14 protein-coding genes are annotated in these 13,083 nt (G+C 75.9%); 4 read left to right on the top strand and 10 right to left on the bottom strand.

Annotation, left to right across the window (positions count from 1 at the left end):
• Window positions 1-13: 13 nt before the first annotated feature.
• Window positions 14-1,279, bottom strand: coding sequence for a class I SAM-dependent RNA methyltransferase (locus tag ACWIX6_RS08345; RefSeq protein ID WP_448616984.1), 1,266 nt, complete (start codon window positions 1,277-1,279; stop codon window positions 14-16).
• Between the two features lie 136 nt (window positions 1,280-1,415).
• On the bottom strand, window positions 1,416-3,455 hold the full coding sequence (locus ACWIX6_RS08340) for an APC family permease (RefSeq protein WP_448616377.1): 2,040 nt from the start codon (window positions 3,453-3,455) through the stop codon (window positions 1,416-1,418).
• 164 nt (window positions 3,456-3,619) lie between these two features.
• Here ACWIX6_RS08340 and ACWIX6_RS08335 point away from each other — a divergent pair, with 164 nt between their 5' ends.
• Entirely contained in the window at window positions 3,620-4,288 is a 669-nt protein-coding gene (locus ACWIX6_RS08335) for a potassium channel family protein (protein WP_448616376.1), read from the top strand.
• Entirely contained in the window at window positions 4,288-4,953 is a 666-nt protein-coding gene (locus tag ACWIX6_RS08330) for a potassium channel family protein (RefSeq protein ID WP_448616375.1), read from the top strand. Before ACWIX6_RS08335 ends, ACWIX6_RS08330 begins: the two co-directional genes overlap by 1 nt.
• On the opposite strand, the gene ACWIX6_RS08325 is transcribed toward ACWIX6_RS08330, so the two are convergent.
• The 7 genes from ACWIX6_RS08325 to ACWIX6_RS08295 form a co-directional block, all read right to left on the bottom strand.
• A complete protein-coding gene (locus tag ACWIX6_RS08325) occupies window positions 4,950-5,723 on the bottom strand; it encodes a DUF3159 domain-containing protein (protein WP_448616374.1) in 774 nt (257 codons plus the stop codon). The two genes, ACWIX6_RS08330 and ACWIX6_RS08325, sit on opposite strands and share 4 nt — an antisense overlap.
• A 42-nt stretch (window positions 5,724-5,765) precedes the next feature.
• Window positions 5,766-6,143 (bottom strand): OB-fold nucleic acid binding domain-containing protein, encoded by a 378-nt coding sequence (locus tag ACWIX6_RS08320; RefSeq protein ID WP_448616373.1) that lies wholly within the window; start codon window positions 6,141-6,143, stop codon window positions 5,766-5,768.
• The gene (locus ACWIX6_RS08315) at window positions 6,140-6,946 is read right to left on the bottom strand and encodes an alpha/beta hydrolase family protein (RefSeq protein WP_448616372.1); all 807 of its coding nucleotides are present in this window, start codon (window positions 6,944-6,946) and stop codon (window positions 6,140-6,142) included. Before ACWIX6_RS08315 ends, ACWIX6_RS08320 begins: the two co-directional genes overlap by 4 nt.
• Window positions 6,943-7,710, bottom strand: coding sequence for a DUF3710 domain-containing protein (locus ACWIX6_RS08310; RefSeq protein WP_448616371.1), 768 nt, complete (start codon window positions 7,708-7,710; stop codon window positions 6,943-6,945). The genes ACWIX6_RS08315 and ACWIX6_RS08310 overlap by 4 nt, the downstream gene beginning before the upstream one ends.
• A 1-nt stretch (window position 7,711) precedes the next feature.
• Window positions 7,712-8,293, bottom strand: a complete 582-nt coding sequence (gene dut / locus ACWIX6_RS08305; protein ID WP_448616370.1) for a dUTP diphosphatase — start codon at window positions 8,291-8,293, stop codon at window positions 7,712-7,714.
• A 10-nt stretch (window positions 8,294-8,303) separates the two neighbouring features.
• Entirely contained in the window at window positions 8,304-9,143 is an 840-nt protein-coding gene (locus tag ACWIX6_RS08300; RefSeq protein ID WP_448616369.1) for a hypothetical protein, read from the bottom strand.
• A gap of 440 nt (window positions 9,144-9,583) precedes the next feature.
• Entirely contained in the window at window positions 9,584-9,886 is a 303-nt protein-coding gene (locus ACWIX6_RS08295; protein WP_179653302.1) for a DUF4193 domain-containing protein, read from the bottom strand.
• A gap of 322 nt (window positions 9,887-10,208) precedes the next feature.
• Between ACWIX6_RS08295 and ACWIX6_RS08290 the strand changes: the two genes are divergently transcribed.
• Window positions 10,209-11,252 carry a phosphotransferase family protein gene (locus tag ACWIX6_RS08290; RefSeq protein WP_448616368.1) on the top strand — a complete coding sequence of 348 codons (1,044 nt, stop codon included), beginning with the start codon at window positions 10,209-10,211 and terminating at the stop codon, window positions 11,250-11,252.
• A gap of 120 nt (window positions 11,253-11,372) precedes the next feature.
• Window positions 11,373-11,912 carry a LytR C-terminal domain-containing protein gene (locus tag ACWIX6_RS08285; protein ID WP_448616367.1) on the top strand — a complete coding sequence of 180 codons (540 nt, stop codon included), beginning with the start codon at window positions 11,373-11,375 and terminating at the stop codon, window positions 11,910-11,912.
• A 315-nt stretch (window positions 11,913-12,227) separates the two neighbouring features.
• Here ACWIX6_RS08285 and ACWIX6_RS08280 read toward each other — a convergent pair whose 3' ends face one another.
• Window positions 12,228-13,082, bottom strand: a complete 855-nt coding sequence (locus ACWIX6_RS08280) for an inositol monophosphatase family protein (protein WP_448616366.1) — start codon at window positions 13,080-13,082, stop codon at window positions 12,228-12,230.
• Window position 13,083 lies beyond the last annotated feature (1 nt).

Below are 13,083 nucleotides of genomic sequence, written 5' to 3'. Positions count from 1 at the left end.
CGACCGGCGGCTCTCACGCCGGGAGCAGCAGCGCGACGCACTCCACGTGCGCGGTCATCGGGAAGCAGTCGAAGGCGCGCAGCCCGGCCAGCCGGTAGCCGGCCCCGGCCAGGACGCCGACGTCCCGGGCCAACGATGCCGGGTCGCACGCCACGTAGACCACCGCCCGGGGCCCGGCCGCGGCGAGTGCCCGGCTGACCGCCGGCCCGGCACCGGCCCGGGGCGGGTCCAGCACGACGACGTCCACGCGGCCCACCTCGGCCAGCAGCCCGGTGACACCTTCGGCGTCGATGTCGCCCTGCCACACCTCGGCCTGCGGCAGGTCGGCCAGGTTCGCGTCGGCGGCCGCGCAGGCGGCCGGGTCGGCCTCGACGCACACCACCCGGCCCTGCGGACCGACCGCCGAGGCCAGCGACCCGCCGAACAGCCCGACCCCGGCGTACAGGTCCAGCACACGCTCGCCGCTCATCAGCGCGGCGTAGCCGGCGACCGCGCCGACCAGGGCGTCGGCGGCGCCGGGGTGCACCTGCCAGAAGCCGGTCCCCTCCACCTGCCAGTCCCGGTCCCAGGCCCGGCGGGCGGCCCGCCCGGAGGTCTCCACCGCGCGGTGCTCCCCCGCCGGCACGACCCGGGTCGACTGCGGGTGGCCCCGCCGGTCCAGCCGGGTGGTGGTGACCGCACCCTCGGAGTCGACGGCCACGTCCACCGCTCCGGAGCCGGGCCAGGTCCGGTTCAGCACCGCGCCGGCGGCCGACTCCATGGTGATCGGGCAGTCCGCCAGCGGCAGCACCTCCCGGGACCGGTGCGGGTGCAGGCCGGGCCGTCCGGCGCGGTCGACCGCGAACCGGGCCCGGGACCGCCAGCGCAGCGGCCCGCCCGGCAGCTCCTCGACCGGGACGGCGACGTCCAGGCCGGCGAGCCGGGCGAACTGCTCGGTCACCACGTCGGCCTTCAGCTGCCGTTGGTGGGCCGGCGCGACGTGCTGCCAGTCGCAGCCGCCGCAGCGGCCGGGGCCGGAGTACGGGCAGGGCCGCTCCACCCGCTCGGGGTGCGCCTCGACCACCTCGACGGCGTCGGCGCGGCAGTACTTGGGGTGCCGGTCCTCGGTCACCTGCACGACCACCCGCTCACCGGGCAGCGTGTGCCGGACGAAGACCACCCGCCCCTCGTGCCGGGCCACGCAGTGCCCTCCGTGAGCCACCGACTCGACAGAGACCTCGAACCGCCGCCCGACCCAGCCGCCCGCGGTCGGTTCCCTGGCCGCCCGGCCCTGCTGCAGGGACCCGCCCTGAGCCGGCCGCCCTTCAGGGTCCCGCGCCGAGCCCGGATGGCCCTGCTGCAGGGGCCCGCCCTGAGCCGGCCGCCCTTCAGGGTCCCGCGCCGAGCCTGCGAGGCGTGGGGGGAAGGGTGGTCCTTCAGCCATAGGGGGTCTGCTCCACCTCGGTGGTCAGCCCGCGCCGCAGGTCGCCGGGTGCCGGGCGGCCGCCGCCCCCGTCGCCGTCCCGGCCCACCGAGCTCTCCAGCTGCCAGGGCACGCTGGTGATCATCACGCCGGGCTGGAACTGCAGCCGGGTGCGCAGCCGCAGCGCGCTCTGGTTGTGCAGCAGGTTCTCCCACCAGTGCCCCACCACGTACTGCGGCACGAACACCACCACCAGCTCGCGCGGGCTGGCCCGGCGGATGTCCTTGACGTAGTCCACGACCGGCCGGGTGATCTCCCGGAACGGTGACTCGATCACAATGAGCGGCACCGGGATGTCGTAGCGGTCCCAGGCAGCCTGCAGCTCCCGGGTGTCCTCGTCGTCGACGTTGACCGTCAGCGCGGTGAGCTCGTCGGGGCGGGTCGCGCGGGCGAAGGCCAGCGCCCGCAGCGTCGGCTTGTGCACCTTGGAGACCAGCACGACGGCGTGCACCTTGCTGGGCAGCGTGCGGGCGTCGCTGTCGGGCACCAGCTGGGCGGCCACCTGGGAGTAGTGCCGGTTGACCGAGCGCATCAGCCAGAAGATGACCGGCATGACCAGGATGACCAGCCAGGCGCCGTGGGTGAACTTGGTCAGCACGATGATCACCAGGACGACGGTGGTCACCGTGCCGCCGACGGTGTTGATCACCTGGGAGCGGCGCATCCGGCGGCGTTCCTGGGGGTCGTCGGTGGAGCGCAACGTCCTGTTCCAGTGCCGGACCATGCCCCACTGGCCGATGGTGAAGCTGGTGAAGACGCCGATGATGTAGAGCTGGATCAGCCGGGTCGAGTCGGCGTCGAAGGCGACGATGAGCAGCGCGGCGAACCCGGCGAGCAGCAGGATGCCGTTGCTGTAGACCAGCTTGTCGCCCCGGGTGTGCAACTGGCGGGGCATGAACCGGTCCTGCGCCAGCACCGAGCCCAGCAGCGGGAAGCCGTTGAAGGCGGTGTTGGCGGCCAGGATGAGCACCAGCGCGGTCGCCGCCTGGATGTAGAAGAACCCGATCGACGTGTCGCCGCCGAAGACGGCCGCGGCGACCTGCGCGATGACGGTGCGCTGGGGGTCGGTCTCGCAGTCGCCGGCGAAGCCCTCCAGGTCGCAGGTGAACTGGGTGTACTTCACCCCCGAGATCAGCGCCAGGGCGGTGACCCCGGCGAACATGGTCGCCGCGATCCCGCCCATCAGCGCCAGCGTGGTGGCCGCGTTCCGGCTCTTGGGCGGCTTGAAGGCCGGCACGCCGTTGGCGATCGCCTCCACCCCGGTGAGCGCCGTGCAGCCGGAGGCGAAGGCGCGCAGCACGAAGAAGACCAGCGCGATGCCGGTGAGCTGGGCGTAGCCGGGCTCGGGCGTGATCGTGTACCCGGCGCTCTCCGCCACCAGCGTGTGGTCGGTGACGAAGTAGCGCACCAGCCCGGTGACGACCATGACCAGGATCCCGGTGACGAACAGGTAGGTCGGGACGGCGAAGGTCCTCCCCGACTCCCGCAGCCCCCGCAGGTTGGCCGCAGCCAGCAGCGCCACGAGCACGACCGCGATCAGCACCCGGTGCTCGTTCAGCGTCGGGAACGCCGAGATGATGTTGTCGGTGCCGGCGGACACCGAGACGGCCACGGTCAGCACGTAGTCGGTGAGCAGCGCGCTGGCCACCACCAGGCCGGCGAACTGCCCGTGGTTCTTCATCGCGACCTCGTAGTCGCCCCCGCCGGAGGGGTAGGCGTGCACCACCTGCCGGTAGGACAACACCACGGTGACCAGCAGGAAGACGACCGCGAGGGCCAGCCAGGGCGCGAGGTACAACAACGCCGTCCCGGCCAGGGTCAGCACGATCAGGATCTCCTGCGTCGCGTAGGCGACGGAGGAGAGCGGGTCGCTGGCGAAGATCGGCAGCGCGACCCGCTTGGGCAGCAGCGACTCCCCGACCCGGTCGCTGCGGACCGGGCGGCCGAGGACGAGGCGCTTGGGGAGTTGTCCGAGGTCGGACAGGGTCGGCACGCGGGCGATCGTACGGTCGCCGTGGCGTCCCGGAGCACGCCACGGGGCGACGTCCCTCACAGGGAGCGTCGTGTCGCCGCGCGGGTGTACGTTCGCGCGCTGTACGGCCCGGCGGTCCGCCGGGCCGGCGACGGGACCGACGAGCAACCAGCGGGGTGGATCACGTGCACGTGGTCGTGATGGGCTGCGGGCGTGTCGGATCGGCGATCGCCCGGCGGCTCGAGGAGATCGGGCACAGCGTCGCGGTGATCGACCAGGACCCGGAGGCCTTCCGCCGGCTGGGTCCGGACTTCGGCGGCCGGCAGGTGACCGGGCTGGGCTTCGACCGGCAGACGCTGCTCGCGGCCGGCGTCGACTCGGCCGGCGCCTTCGCCGCGGTGAGCAGCGGCGACAACTCCAACATCATCGCCGCCCGGGTCGCCCGCGAGACCTTCGGCGTAGAGCACGTCGTCGCCCGGATCTACGACTCGAAGCGGGCCGAGGTCTACGAGCGGATGGGCATCCCCAGCGTGGCCACCGTCCCCTGGACGGTGAGCCGGCTGATGCGCGAGCTGCTGTCGGTGAAGGTCAGCGAGCTGTGGCGGGAGCCCACCGGCCAGGTCCTGCTGATGCGGGTCACCGTGACCGACGCCTGGGTGGGCCGGCCGCTGTCCGAGCTGGAGGCCGCCTCGGGCGCGCGTGCCGCCTGGATGGTCCGCTTCGGCGAGGCGCAGCTGCCGAGCCCCAGCACCGTGCTGCAGACCGGCGACCACCTCGTGGTGGCGGTCACCGACGAGCTGACCGCGCGCGTCCACGAGGCCGTGGAGCAGACCCCCGAGAGGAGGCAGCACTGATGCGCGTCGCCATCGTGGGCGCCGGAGCAGTCGGCCGGTCGATCGCCATGGAGCTGCTCAGCAACGGCCACGCCGTGATGCTGATCGAGAAGAACGGCGCCAAGGTCCGCGCCAAGACCGTGCCCGGCGCCGAGTGGGTCCAGGCCGACGCCTGCGAGGTCAGCTCCCTGGAGGAGGCGCAACTGGCCACCTGCGACGTGGTCATCGCCGCCACCGGCGACGACAAGGCCAACCTGGTGGTCTCGCTGCTGGCCAAGACCGAGTTCGCGGTCAACCGGGTGGTCGCCCGGGTGAAGGACCCCCGCAACGAGTGGCTCTACACCGAGGCGTGGGGCGTGGACGTCGCCGTCTCCACCCCGCGGGTGCTGGCCGCGCTCGTCGAGGAGGCGGTCACCGTGGGCGACGTCGTCCGGCTGATGAGCTTCCGCAAGGGCGCGGCGAACCTGGTGGAGATCACCCTGGCCGAGGACACCCCGTGGGTGGGCCGGCCGGTGCGGGAGCTGGTCCTCCCGCGGGAGACGGTGCTGACCACCATCCTGCGGGGCGACCGGGTCATCACCCCGGAGGCCGACGAGCCGCTGGAGGCCGGCGACGAGCTGCTCTTCGTCACCCACGGCGACATCGAGGAGGAGCTGCAGAAGATGGTGGGCAGCGAGCGCCCTTAGGCCCCGGTCTCCGGACGGGGTCCTTCCGCGGTGCGGTGCCGGTGCAGGCGGGCGACCACCCAGAAGGTGATCAGCAGCTGGACGGCGGTCACCGGCAGCCCGAGCACCAGCGACACGGCGCCCAGCAGCTCGACGTCGTCGCGCACGTAGAAGAACCAGGTCAGCCCGGCCCGCAGCAGGAACACCGACGCCCACAGCACGGTCAGCCAGGAGTAGGCGCGCACCAGCCGCGGGTCCTCGCGCCAGTGCCGCTCGGGTTCGGCGTCCGGTTCCCGCTCGGCGCCCTCCGGCGGGGTGGTCACCGGTGCCGGGCGCTCCCCGCCGGACCGGCGCCCGCGGAGCGAGGGCAGCCGGTGCGCGGCCAGCGTCCCGAGGTGGCTGGGCGCCAGGAACTCCGCGACCACACCGACCAGCGGCCGGCGGACGAGGATCGAGCCGAGCAGCACGACCCCGATGCCGGCGTTGCGGATCAGGCCGAGGGTGAAGAAGTCCCGCGCCTCCCCGGTCCGCCAGGCGATCGCGACCGCGACGGCGACCGCGAACAGGCCGCTGACCCCCTGCTGCACGCTCTCCCGGCGGACTATGCGCAGCCCGAAGACCAGGACGGCGGAGACGAGGGCCGCCCAGATGCCGGCGGTCAGCCCGGCCACGGAGTTGGCCACCACGAACGCGGCGGTCGGCAGCGTCGCGTCGAGCATGCCGCGCCAGCCGCCGAGCTGCTCCAGCACCATGTGCCGGTCGAAGGGCTTGCGGTCCACGGCGTCGCTCACGACGCCCTCCCCCGGGGCCGCCGGGCCCTCACTGCGGGCCCGTCACCCGGCGCTCAGTTCGTACCAGGGGTTGTAGATGACCCGGCGGCCGTCGAAGGCGGCGAACCGGCCACGGGCGGTCAGCGTGCGGCCGGGCTCGATGCCGGGGATCCGCCGGCGCCCCAGCCACACCAGGGTGACCGAGCCCGAGCCGTCGAACAGCTCGGCCTCCAGGGTCGGCACGGTCTCCCGCGGGGTGTAGACGACGGACCTCAGGCGGCCGGTCACGGTGACCACCTCGCCCTTCCGGCAGGCGCTGACCGGCTCGCACCCGGACGTGGCGACGTCGGACTGCAGCGCCTCCGCGTCGATGGCGTGGTCGTCCGCCGTGAGCTTCTGCAGCCTGCGGGACAGCCAGCCGCGGGCCTTGGTCTCGGTCACGACACCAGGGTAGTGCGGTCGGGACCGGCGCCGCGGCGGGCCGACAGCCAGGTCAGCGCGCGCTCCCACCCCGCCCCGGCCGGGTCGATGAGGGACATGTGGTCGCAGTCGAGCAGGGCGACCTCGACGGTGTCCCCGGCCGCGGTCGCGGCGGCGGCGTAGCGCTCGCTGTGCCCGGTCGGCACCGCGGTGTCCGCGGTCCCGTGCACGCACAGCACGTCCGCGCCGGTGGGCAGCAGCTGGACGGGGTCGGCGACGGCGTACCGGTCGGGGACGGCGTCGGCCCCGCCGCCCATGAAGTCGGCCGTGGCCCCGTCGCCGAGCCGCTGCGCGTCGGCCAGGACCAGGTCCAGCACCCCCGCCTGCAGCACCGCCGCCGTCACCCGCACCCGGGGGTCGCTCCCCGGGGCACCGGCGGGCAGCCGCGCCCGGCCGGCCGCCCACGCGGCGAGGTGGCCCCCCGCGGAGTGCCCGACGACGGTGACGTCGGACAGGTCCAGCCGTCGCGCGCCGGGCAGGTCGGGGAGGGCGTCGATGGCCGCGGTGACGTCCTGGAGCGTCTCCGGCCAGCCCCCGCCGCCGCCCTCACCGCCGCCCACCCGGCGGTACTCCACGGCCACCGCGGCCCATCCCCGGGCGGCCAGGTCGGCGGCCAGCGGCCGGGCCAGCTCGATGTCGTACCTGGCCCGCCAGAAGCCCCCGTGCAGCACCACCACGACGGGCGCGGGCTCCCCGCCCTCGGGCAGCGTGAGCTCGAGGAACTGGGCCGGGCCCGGTCCGTAGGCGTGCCGGGTCGGGGTCACGCCCGCCCGCCCGGGACCGGGCCGCCGCCGGCCGCACCGCCGGGAGCCGCCCCGCCGGGAGCCGTGCTGCTGGGAGCGCCACCGGCGGCGCGGGCGGCCTGCTGGCGGGCCACCTGCTCGGCGGCCTGCGGCGGCAGGGTCAGCGGCAGCTGGTCGCGGACCGGCATCGGCTGGTCGCCCCGGACCACCACGATCGCCCGGAAGGCGTCCTCGAGCACCGCCGCGGCCTCCGGCGTCTCGGCCGCCGGGCCGTTGATCATGCCGCGGAGGAACCACCGGGGGCCGTCCACGCCGATGAAGCGGGCCGGCCGGCGCACCGGCCTGGCCGGCGGGCTGCCCGGGGCCACCGGCGGCGCGAGCAGCACGTGGCCGGCCAGCTCGGGACCGAAGGGGCCCTCGACCTCCTTCAGCGAGCCGCCCTGGCCGCTGGCGCTGCGGGCGATCTCGACCCGGACGTCGTCCCAGATGCCCGCGGCACGCGGCGCGGCGAACGCCGACACCTGCAGCAGCGAGTCCCCGTAGCGCAGCGTGGCGCCGACGACCTGCTGCTGCGGGTTCACGTCGACCCGCAGCTCCATCCCGGCCACGGCGGGCAGCCGGAGGCAGCCCAGGTCGATCCGGGGGGTGCCGTCGTCGGGGGCGTCCGCGACGTCCCAGGGCCCCTCGGTGGCCGCCACCTCGCGTTCGCGGACCTGGGGCTCCGGAGGGACGCCGCGCTCGCGGAGGCTGCGGTCGATCCGGTTGCGCCGGCGGCCGATCGGCATCTCAGGCCTGCCCTTCGGGACGTGGTTCGACGGTGGAGGGGGCGGACAGCCCGGCCGCGCCGCCCGTGGAGCCGTGGCCGCCGGTCCCCCGGTCACTGACCGGCAGGTCGGCGACCGGGACGAAGCGCGCCCGCACCACCGGCTGGACGACGAGCTGGGCGACCCGGTCACCGCGGTGCAGCCGGACCGTCGCGGCCGGGTCGAGGTTGACCAGGTTCACCTTGATCTCGCCGCGGTAGCCGGCGTCGATGGTGCCGGGGGCGTTGACCAGGCTGAGCCCGAGCCGGTGGGCCAGCCCGGAGCGGGGGTGCACGAACCCGGCGTAGCCCTCCGGGATGGCCACCGCGACCCCGGTGCCCACCAGGGCGCGCTGGTGCGGGGCCAGCACGACGTCCTCGGCCAGGGTGAGGTCCGCGCCCGCGTCACCGGGCAGGGCGTAGCCGGGCAGGACCGCGTCCGGCGTGGTCAGCCGCACCGGCACGTCCACCGGCGCCGGCAGCTGCGCGGGCGAGGCCCCCGCAGCGGGGACGGCGGCAGGGGCCGGGGGCTCCCCGGGCGACGGTGGCGGGAGGAGTGCGGACACGGGCGCGAGGCTAGCCCGCCCGGCCGCCTCCGGGCGTGCCCGGCGGGGGGCCCGGCGGCAGGCCGGCGCGCAGGTCGGCGAGCACCTGCTCGGCCAGCGACGCGGTCGCCCGCTGGTTGCTGCGGGCCGACAGGGTGGCCCCCACCAGCAGCGGGGCGAAGGACGTCGCGCTGCCGGCGAGCCGGCGGGTCACCCGGCGGCGCAGCGCCTGGGCACCCGCCGATCCCAGCCGGGAGAACAGCCCGCCCGAGCCGGCGGTGCCCACCGCCCGCTGCGTCGTCCAGCTGGTCAGGTAGGCCTTCGCCCGCTCCCGGGGGTCGCCGGGGGCCGGACGCCGGTACAGCTCGTGGAGCTCACCGATGAGCACCACCTCGACGGCGGCGACCAGCACCGTCTGGGCACCCATCTCCAGGGGGAACGCCACCAGCGAGGGGGGCGCGAACCACTGGGCGGCGGCCAGGCCACCGGTCGCCGCGCCGACGGCACCGGTGAGCCGGGCGGCCCGGGCGACCAGGGCGTCGGCGATCTCCTGCTCGGTGAGCCCGGGGTGGGCGGCCTGCAGCCGGGCCCGGTCGCGGATGGGCAGCGCCGGCGCGGCGGCGTCCAGCAGGTCGGTGAGCAGCCCACCGGGCGCCAGCCGGCCGGCGCCCCGGCCGGGGGCGGCACCGGCCGGGGCACCGCGGCCGCCGGCCGAGCGCGCCGCGGCGGCGACGGCGGAGACGACGTCGGCCAGCACCCCGGCGGTCGACCGGCCGCCGTCCCGGCCCCCGGAGCGCGAGGGGTCCGCGGCGGGGTCCCGGCCGAGGAGCCCGGCCACCGCGTCGGCCAGGGCGCGGGCTGCCGCACCCACGCCGGTGGGCTCGACGTCGTCGGGACGGGGCGTCCCGGGCCGCGGGCCCACCGGTCGCGGCGGGGGCACGTCGCGCGGCGGTCCGGGCGGAGAGCCGTGCACTGTCATCGGTCGCCTTTCATCGGAGGCGGAGGACTGCGGTCGAGCCCGGTGAGGGCCCCACCCCGGCCCCGCTGCAGGGTCCCGCGCCGAGCTCGCGAGGCGTGGGGGCAAGGGTCAGGCCCCCTTGCAGGGTCCCGCGCCGAGCTTGCGAGGCGTGGGGGGCAAGGGTCAGGCCCCCTTGCAGGGTCCCGCGCCGAGCTCGCGAGGCGTGGGGGCAAGGGTCAGGCCCCCTTGCAGGGTCCCGCGCCGAGCCTGCGAGGCGTGGGGGGCAAGGGTCAGGCCCCCTTGCAGGGTCCCGCGCCGAGCCTGCGAGGCGTGGGGGGCAAGGGGGTCCTTCCTCAGGCTGCGCAGTCCCGGCAGACCAGCTGGTCGCCGCGGGTGGCGGCCAGTCGGCTGCGGTGGTGCACCAGGAAGCAGCGGGAGCAGGTGAACTCGTCCTCCTGCTTGGGCAGCACGCGGACGGTCAGCTCCTCGTTGGAGAGGTCCGCGCCCGGCAGTTCCAGGTTCTCGTTGAAGTCGGTCTCGTCGACGTCGACCGAGGACGACTGGGCCTCGGCCCGGCGGGCCTTGAGCTCCTCCAGGGAGTCCTCGCCGAGCTCGTCGGCCTCGTTGCGTCGGGGGGCGTCGTAGTCGGTGGCCATGGTGTGCCCCTTCTCTCTCGTGTCGCGGGCCGCGGCCCGCTCGTCTGCCGCCGGGCGCCGCGGAGGACGCCTGCGGTGGTACCGGCCGCCGGGGCGGCCGGATGTCTGTCGCCGGGATCGGCCCGGCCCGTCGTCCGTCCCCGCCGGCCTCGCGATGGAGGGTCGGACGGCTGCCGGACCCGGCCTGGTGCCCCCGCGCACCCACACCGGCGAGCGACCCAACGCAGCGGGCGTCCGGTTTGTGCCCGGCGCGGACGTGCCCACACCTGGGGCTGGGCGGTGGCCGCTCCGGCACGGAGCGCCAGAGGCTACCCTGCCGCCGATGACGAGCATCGTGGGAGCAGATCCAGCCGTCGTGGGCCCCTACCTGGCCGAGGCGCTCGGCGACGAGCGATGGCGTGCCGTGGACGTGGAGCTGATCGCGGCCGGCATGTCCAACCTCACCTACGTGGTGACGCCCTCGGGTGGGTCGGCCGATGACGCGGTGATCCTCCGCCGTCCCCCGACCGGCGCCGTGCTGGCCACCGCACACGACATGGTCCGCGAGCACCGGGTGGTCTCCGCGCTGTCCGGGACGCCGGTGCCGGTCCCCCGGACGCTGCACCTGTGCACCGACACCGCGGTGCTCGGCGCGCCGTTCTACGTCATGGAGCGGGTGGTCGGCGTGCACGTGGTCGCCGAGCTGCCCCCCGGGTACGCCGACGAGCCGGCCCAGCGCCGGGAGATCGCCGACGGGCTGATCGACGTGCTGGGCGAGCTGCACGCGGTGGACCCCACCGCGGTCGGGCTGGCCGACTTCGGCCGGCCCGAGGGCTTCCTGGAGCGGCAGGTGCGGCGCTGGACGACGCAGTGGGAGGCCACCCGGGACACCGACCGGCCCGAGCTGGACGACCTCGCCGCCCGGCTCGCTGCGAGCGTGCCGGTCACCCGGCGCACCGGCATCACCCACGGCGACTACCGGCTGGACAACTGCCTGCTGGACCCGGAGGTCCGCGGCCGGGTGCGGGCGGTGCTGGACTGGGAGATGTCCACGCTCGGCGACCCGCTCACCGACCTGGGCATGCTGTTCGTCTACTGGCCGCAGCAGGGGGAGACCACGGCGAGCGTCCCCGGGGTGAGCACGCTGCCGGGGTTCCCGACCCGGCTGGAGCTGGCCGAGCGGTACTCCCGCGCCACCGGTGCCGACCTGGACGCGCTGAACTGGTACGTCGCCTTCGCCTGGTTCAAGTTCGCCGCGATCGTGGCCGGCATCGTGGCCCGTTCGGCGGCCGGCGCCATGGCCGGCAAGGACATCACCGGCTACGCGGAGCGCATCGGTCCGTGCGTGGAGCGGGGACGCGCCGCGCTCCTGGACGGTGCGCTCTAGCCCCGCCGGGCGCCGCTAGAGTCCGCTGCGTCACCCGGCCCCCCGTCCCGGCCGGTCGCGAGCCCTCCACCGGCGAGTCCGGCGGCCGTCGACCGCCGGCCCTCCGAGCGGAGCGCACCGTTGAGCGAGTCCAGCGACCGGACGCCGGCGCGTGCCCGGAGTGGCCGGCGTCCGGTGCCCGCGCTGATCTTCCTGCTGGTGCTGGCCCTGGCCGCGCTCGCCGTGTGGTGGAACGTGCTGCGCCAGGACGCCGCGATGGACCAGGCGCAGGCGGCCGCGTGCACGTCGGCGGCCCAGGCGCCGCCGTCGCTGGACCCGGCGACGGTGACGGTGCGGGTCTTCAACGCCACGACCACCGGCGGGCTGGCGACCACCGTCGCCGAGGCGCTGCAGGGCCGCGGGTTCACCGTCTCCGAGATCGGCAACGACCCCAACCCCGACCTCGAGGTCACCGGGGTCGGTGAGCTGCGCTACGGCCCGCGCGGCGCCGAGACGGCGGAGTTCGTGCGGGTGCACCTCGCGGGCATCGGCGACCGGCCCGACACCCGCGCCACCGCGATCGTCGACGTCGTCCTGGGGCCGGACTTCCAGCAGCTGACCGCCCCCGAGGAGGTCGCCACCATCCTGGCCCCGGCGGCGAGCGCCTCGGCGTCCTGTTGAAGAAGGACCCCCGTGCCCCCCACCGCTCGCAAGCTCGCGTCGGGACCCTGCCCGGGGGCCACGTGCCCCCCACCGCTCGCAAGCTCGCGTCGGGACCCTGCCCGGGGGCCACGTGCCCCCCACCGCTCGCAAGCTCGCGTCGGGACCCTGCCCGGGGGCCACGTGCCCCCCACCGCTCGCAAGCTCGCGTCGGGACCCTGCCCGGGGGCCACGTGCCCCCCACCGCTCGCAAGCTCGCGTCGGGACCCTGCACGGGGCCACGCGCCCCGGGCCCGCCGCGAGCCCTGAGGGCCCCGTCCGGAGGCTCGCTCCGAGCTAGCGAGGAGTGAGGGGGACGGGGCCCTCCGACAGGCGTTCCAGCAGCTCGACCAGCGGCCCGGCGATGGCCGGCGCCGCGGCGACCGCCATCGGCTCGGCGAACGGGCGCCCGCCGGTGCCGATGAGGACCAGGCCGGCCTCGGCGGCCACCAGCGCGCCTGCGGCGTGGTCCCAGGGCTTGAGGTCCAGCTCGTAGTAGGCGTCGACCCGGCCGGCGGCCGCGGCGCAGAGGTCCAGCGACGCACACCCGTTGCGGCGGATGTCGCGCACCTCGGGCAGCAGCCCGGCGACCACGGCGCCCTGCGCGCGGCGCTGCTCGACCCGGTAGCCGAAACCGGTGGCCACCAGGGTGTGCGCCAGGTCGGCCGGCGAGCTGCCGGTCAGCGGTGACTCCGCCGACCCGGGCGCGGTGACCCAGGCGCCCCGCCCGCGGACGGCGGTGAACAGCTCGCCGGTGGCGACGTTGAGGACGACGCCGGCCTCGGTGCGGCCGTCCACCTCCGCCGCGATGGAGACGGCGTAGGCCGGGAAGCCGTAGAGGAAGTTCACCGTCCCGTCGATCGGGTCGACCACCCAGCGCACCCCGCTGGTGCCCTCGCGCTCGGCGCCCTCCTCGCCCAGCAGGCCGTCGTCGGGCCGGGTCCCCAGCAGCCGCCGGACGATGAGCTCCTCGCTGGCCTTGTCCACGGCGGTGACCACGTCCACCGAGCTGGACTTCGTGTGCACCTGGTCGGCCGCGGAGGCGCGCCCGGCGCCGACGAGCAGCGCCGCTTCCTCGGCGGCGGCCCGCGCCAGGGCCAACAGCTCCGTGGGCAGGTCCGGTGCGGCGTCCGGAGGCGGTGGGGTGGTCACG

The sequence above is a fragment of the Modestobacter sp. URMC 112 genome, from assembly GCF_053502575.1.
Note: the sequence above shows the minus strand (reverse complement) of the source record. Positions and strands in the feature narration are given on the sequence as shown.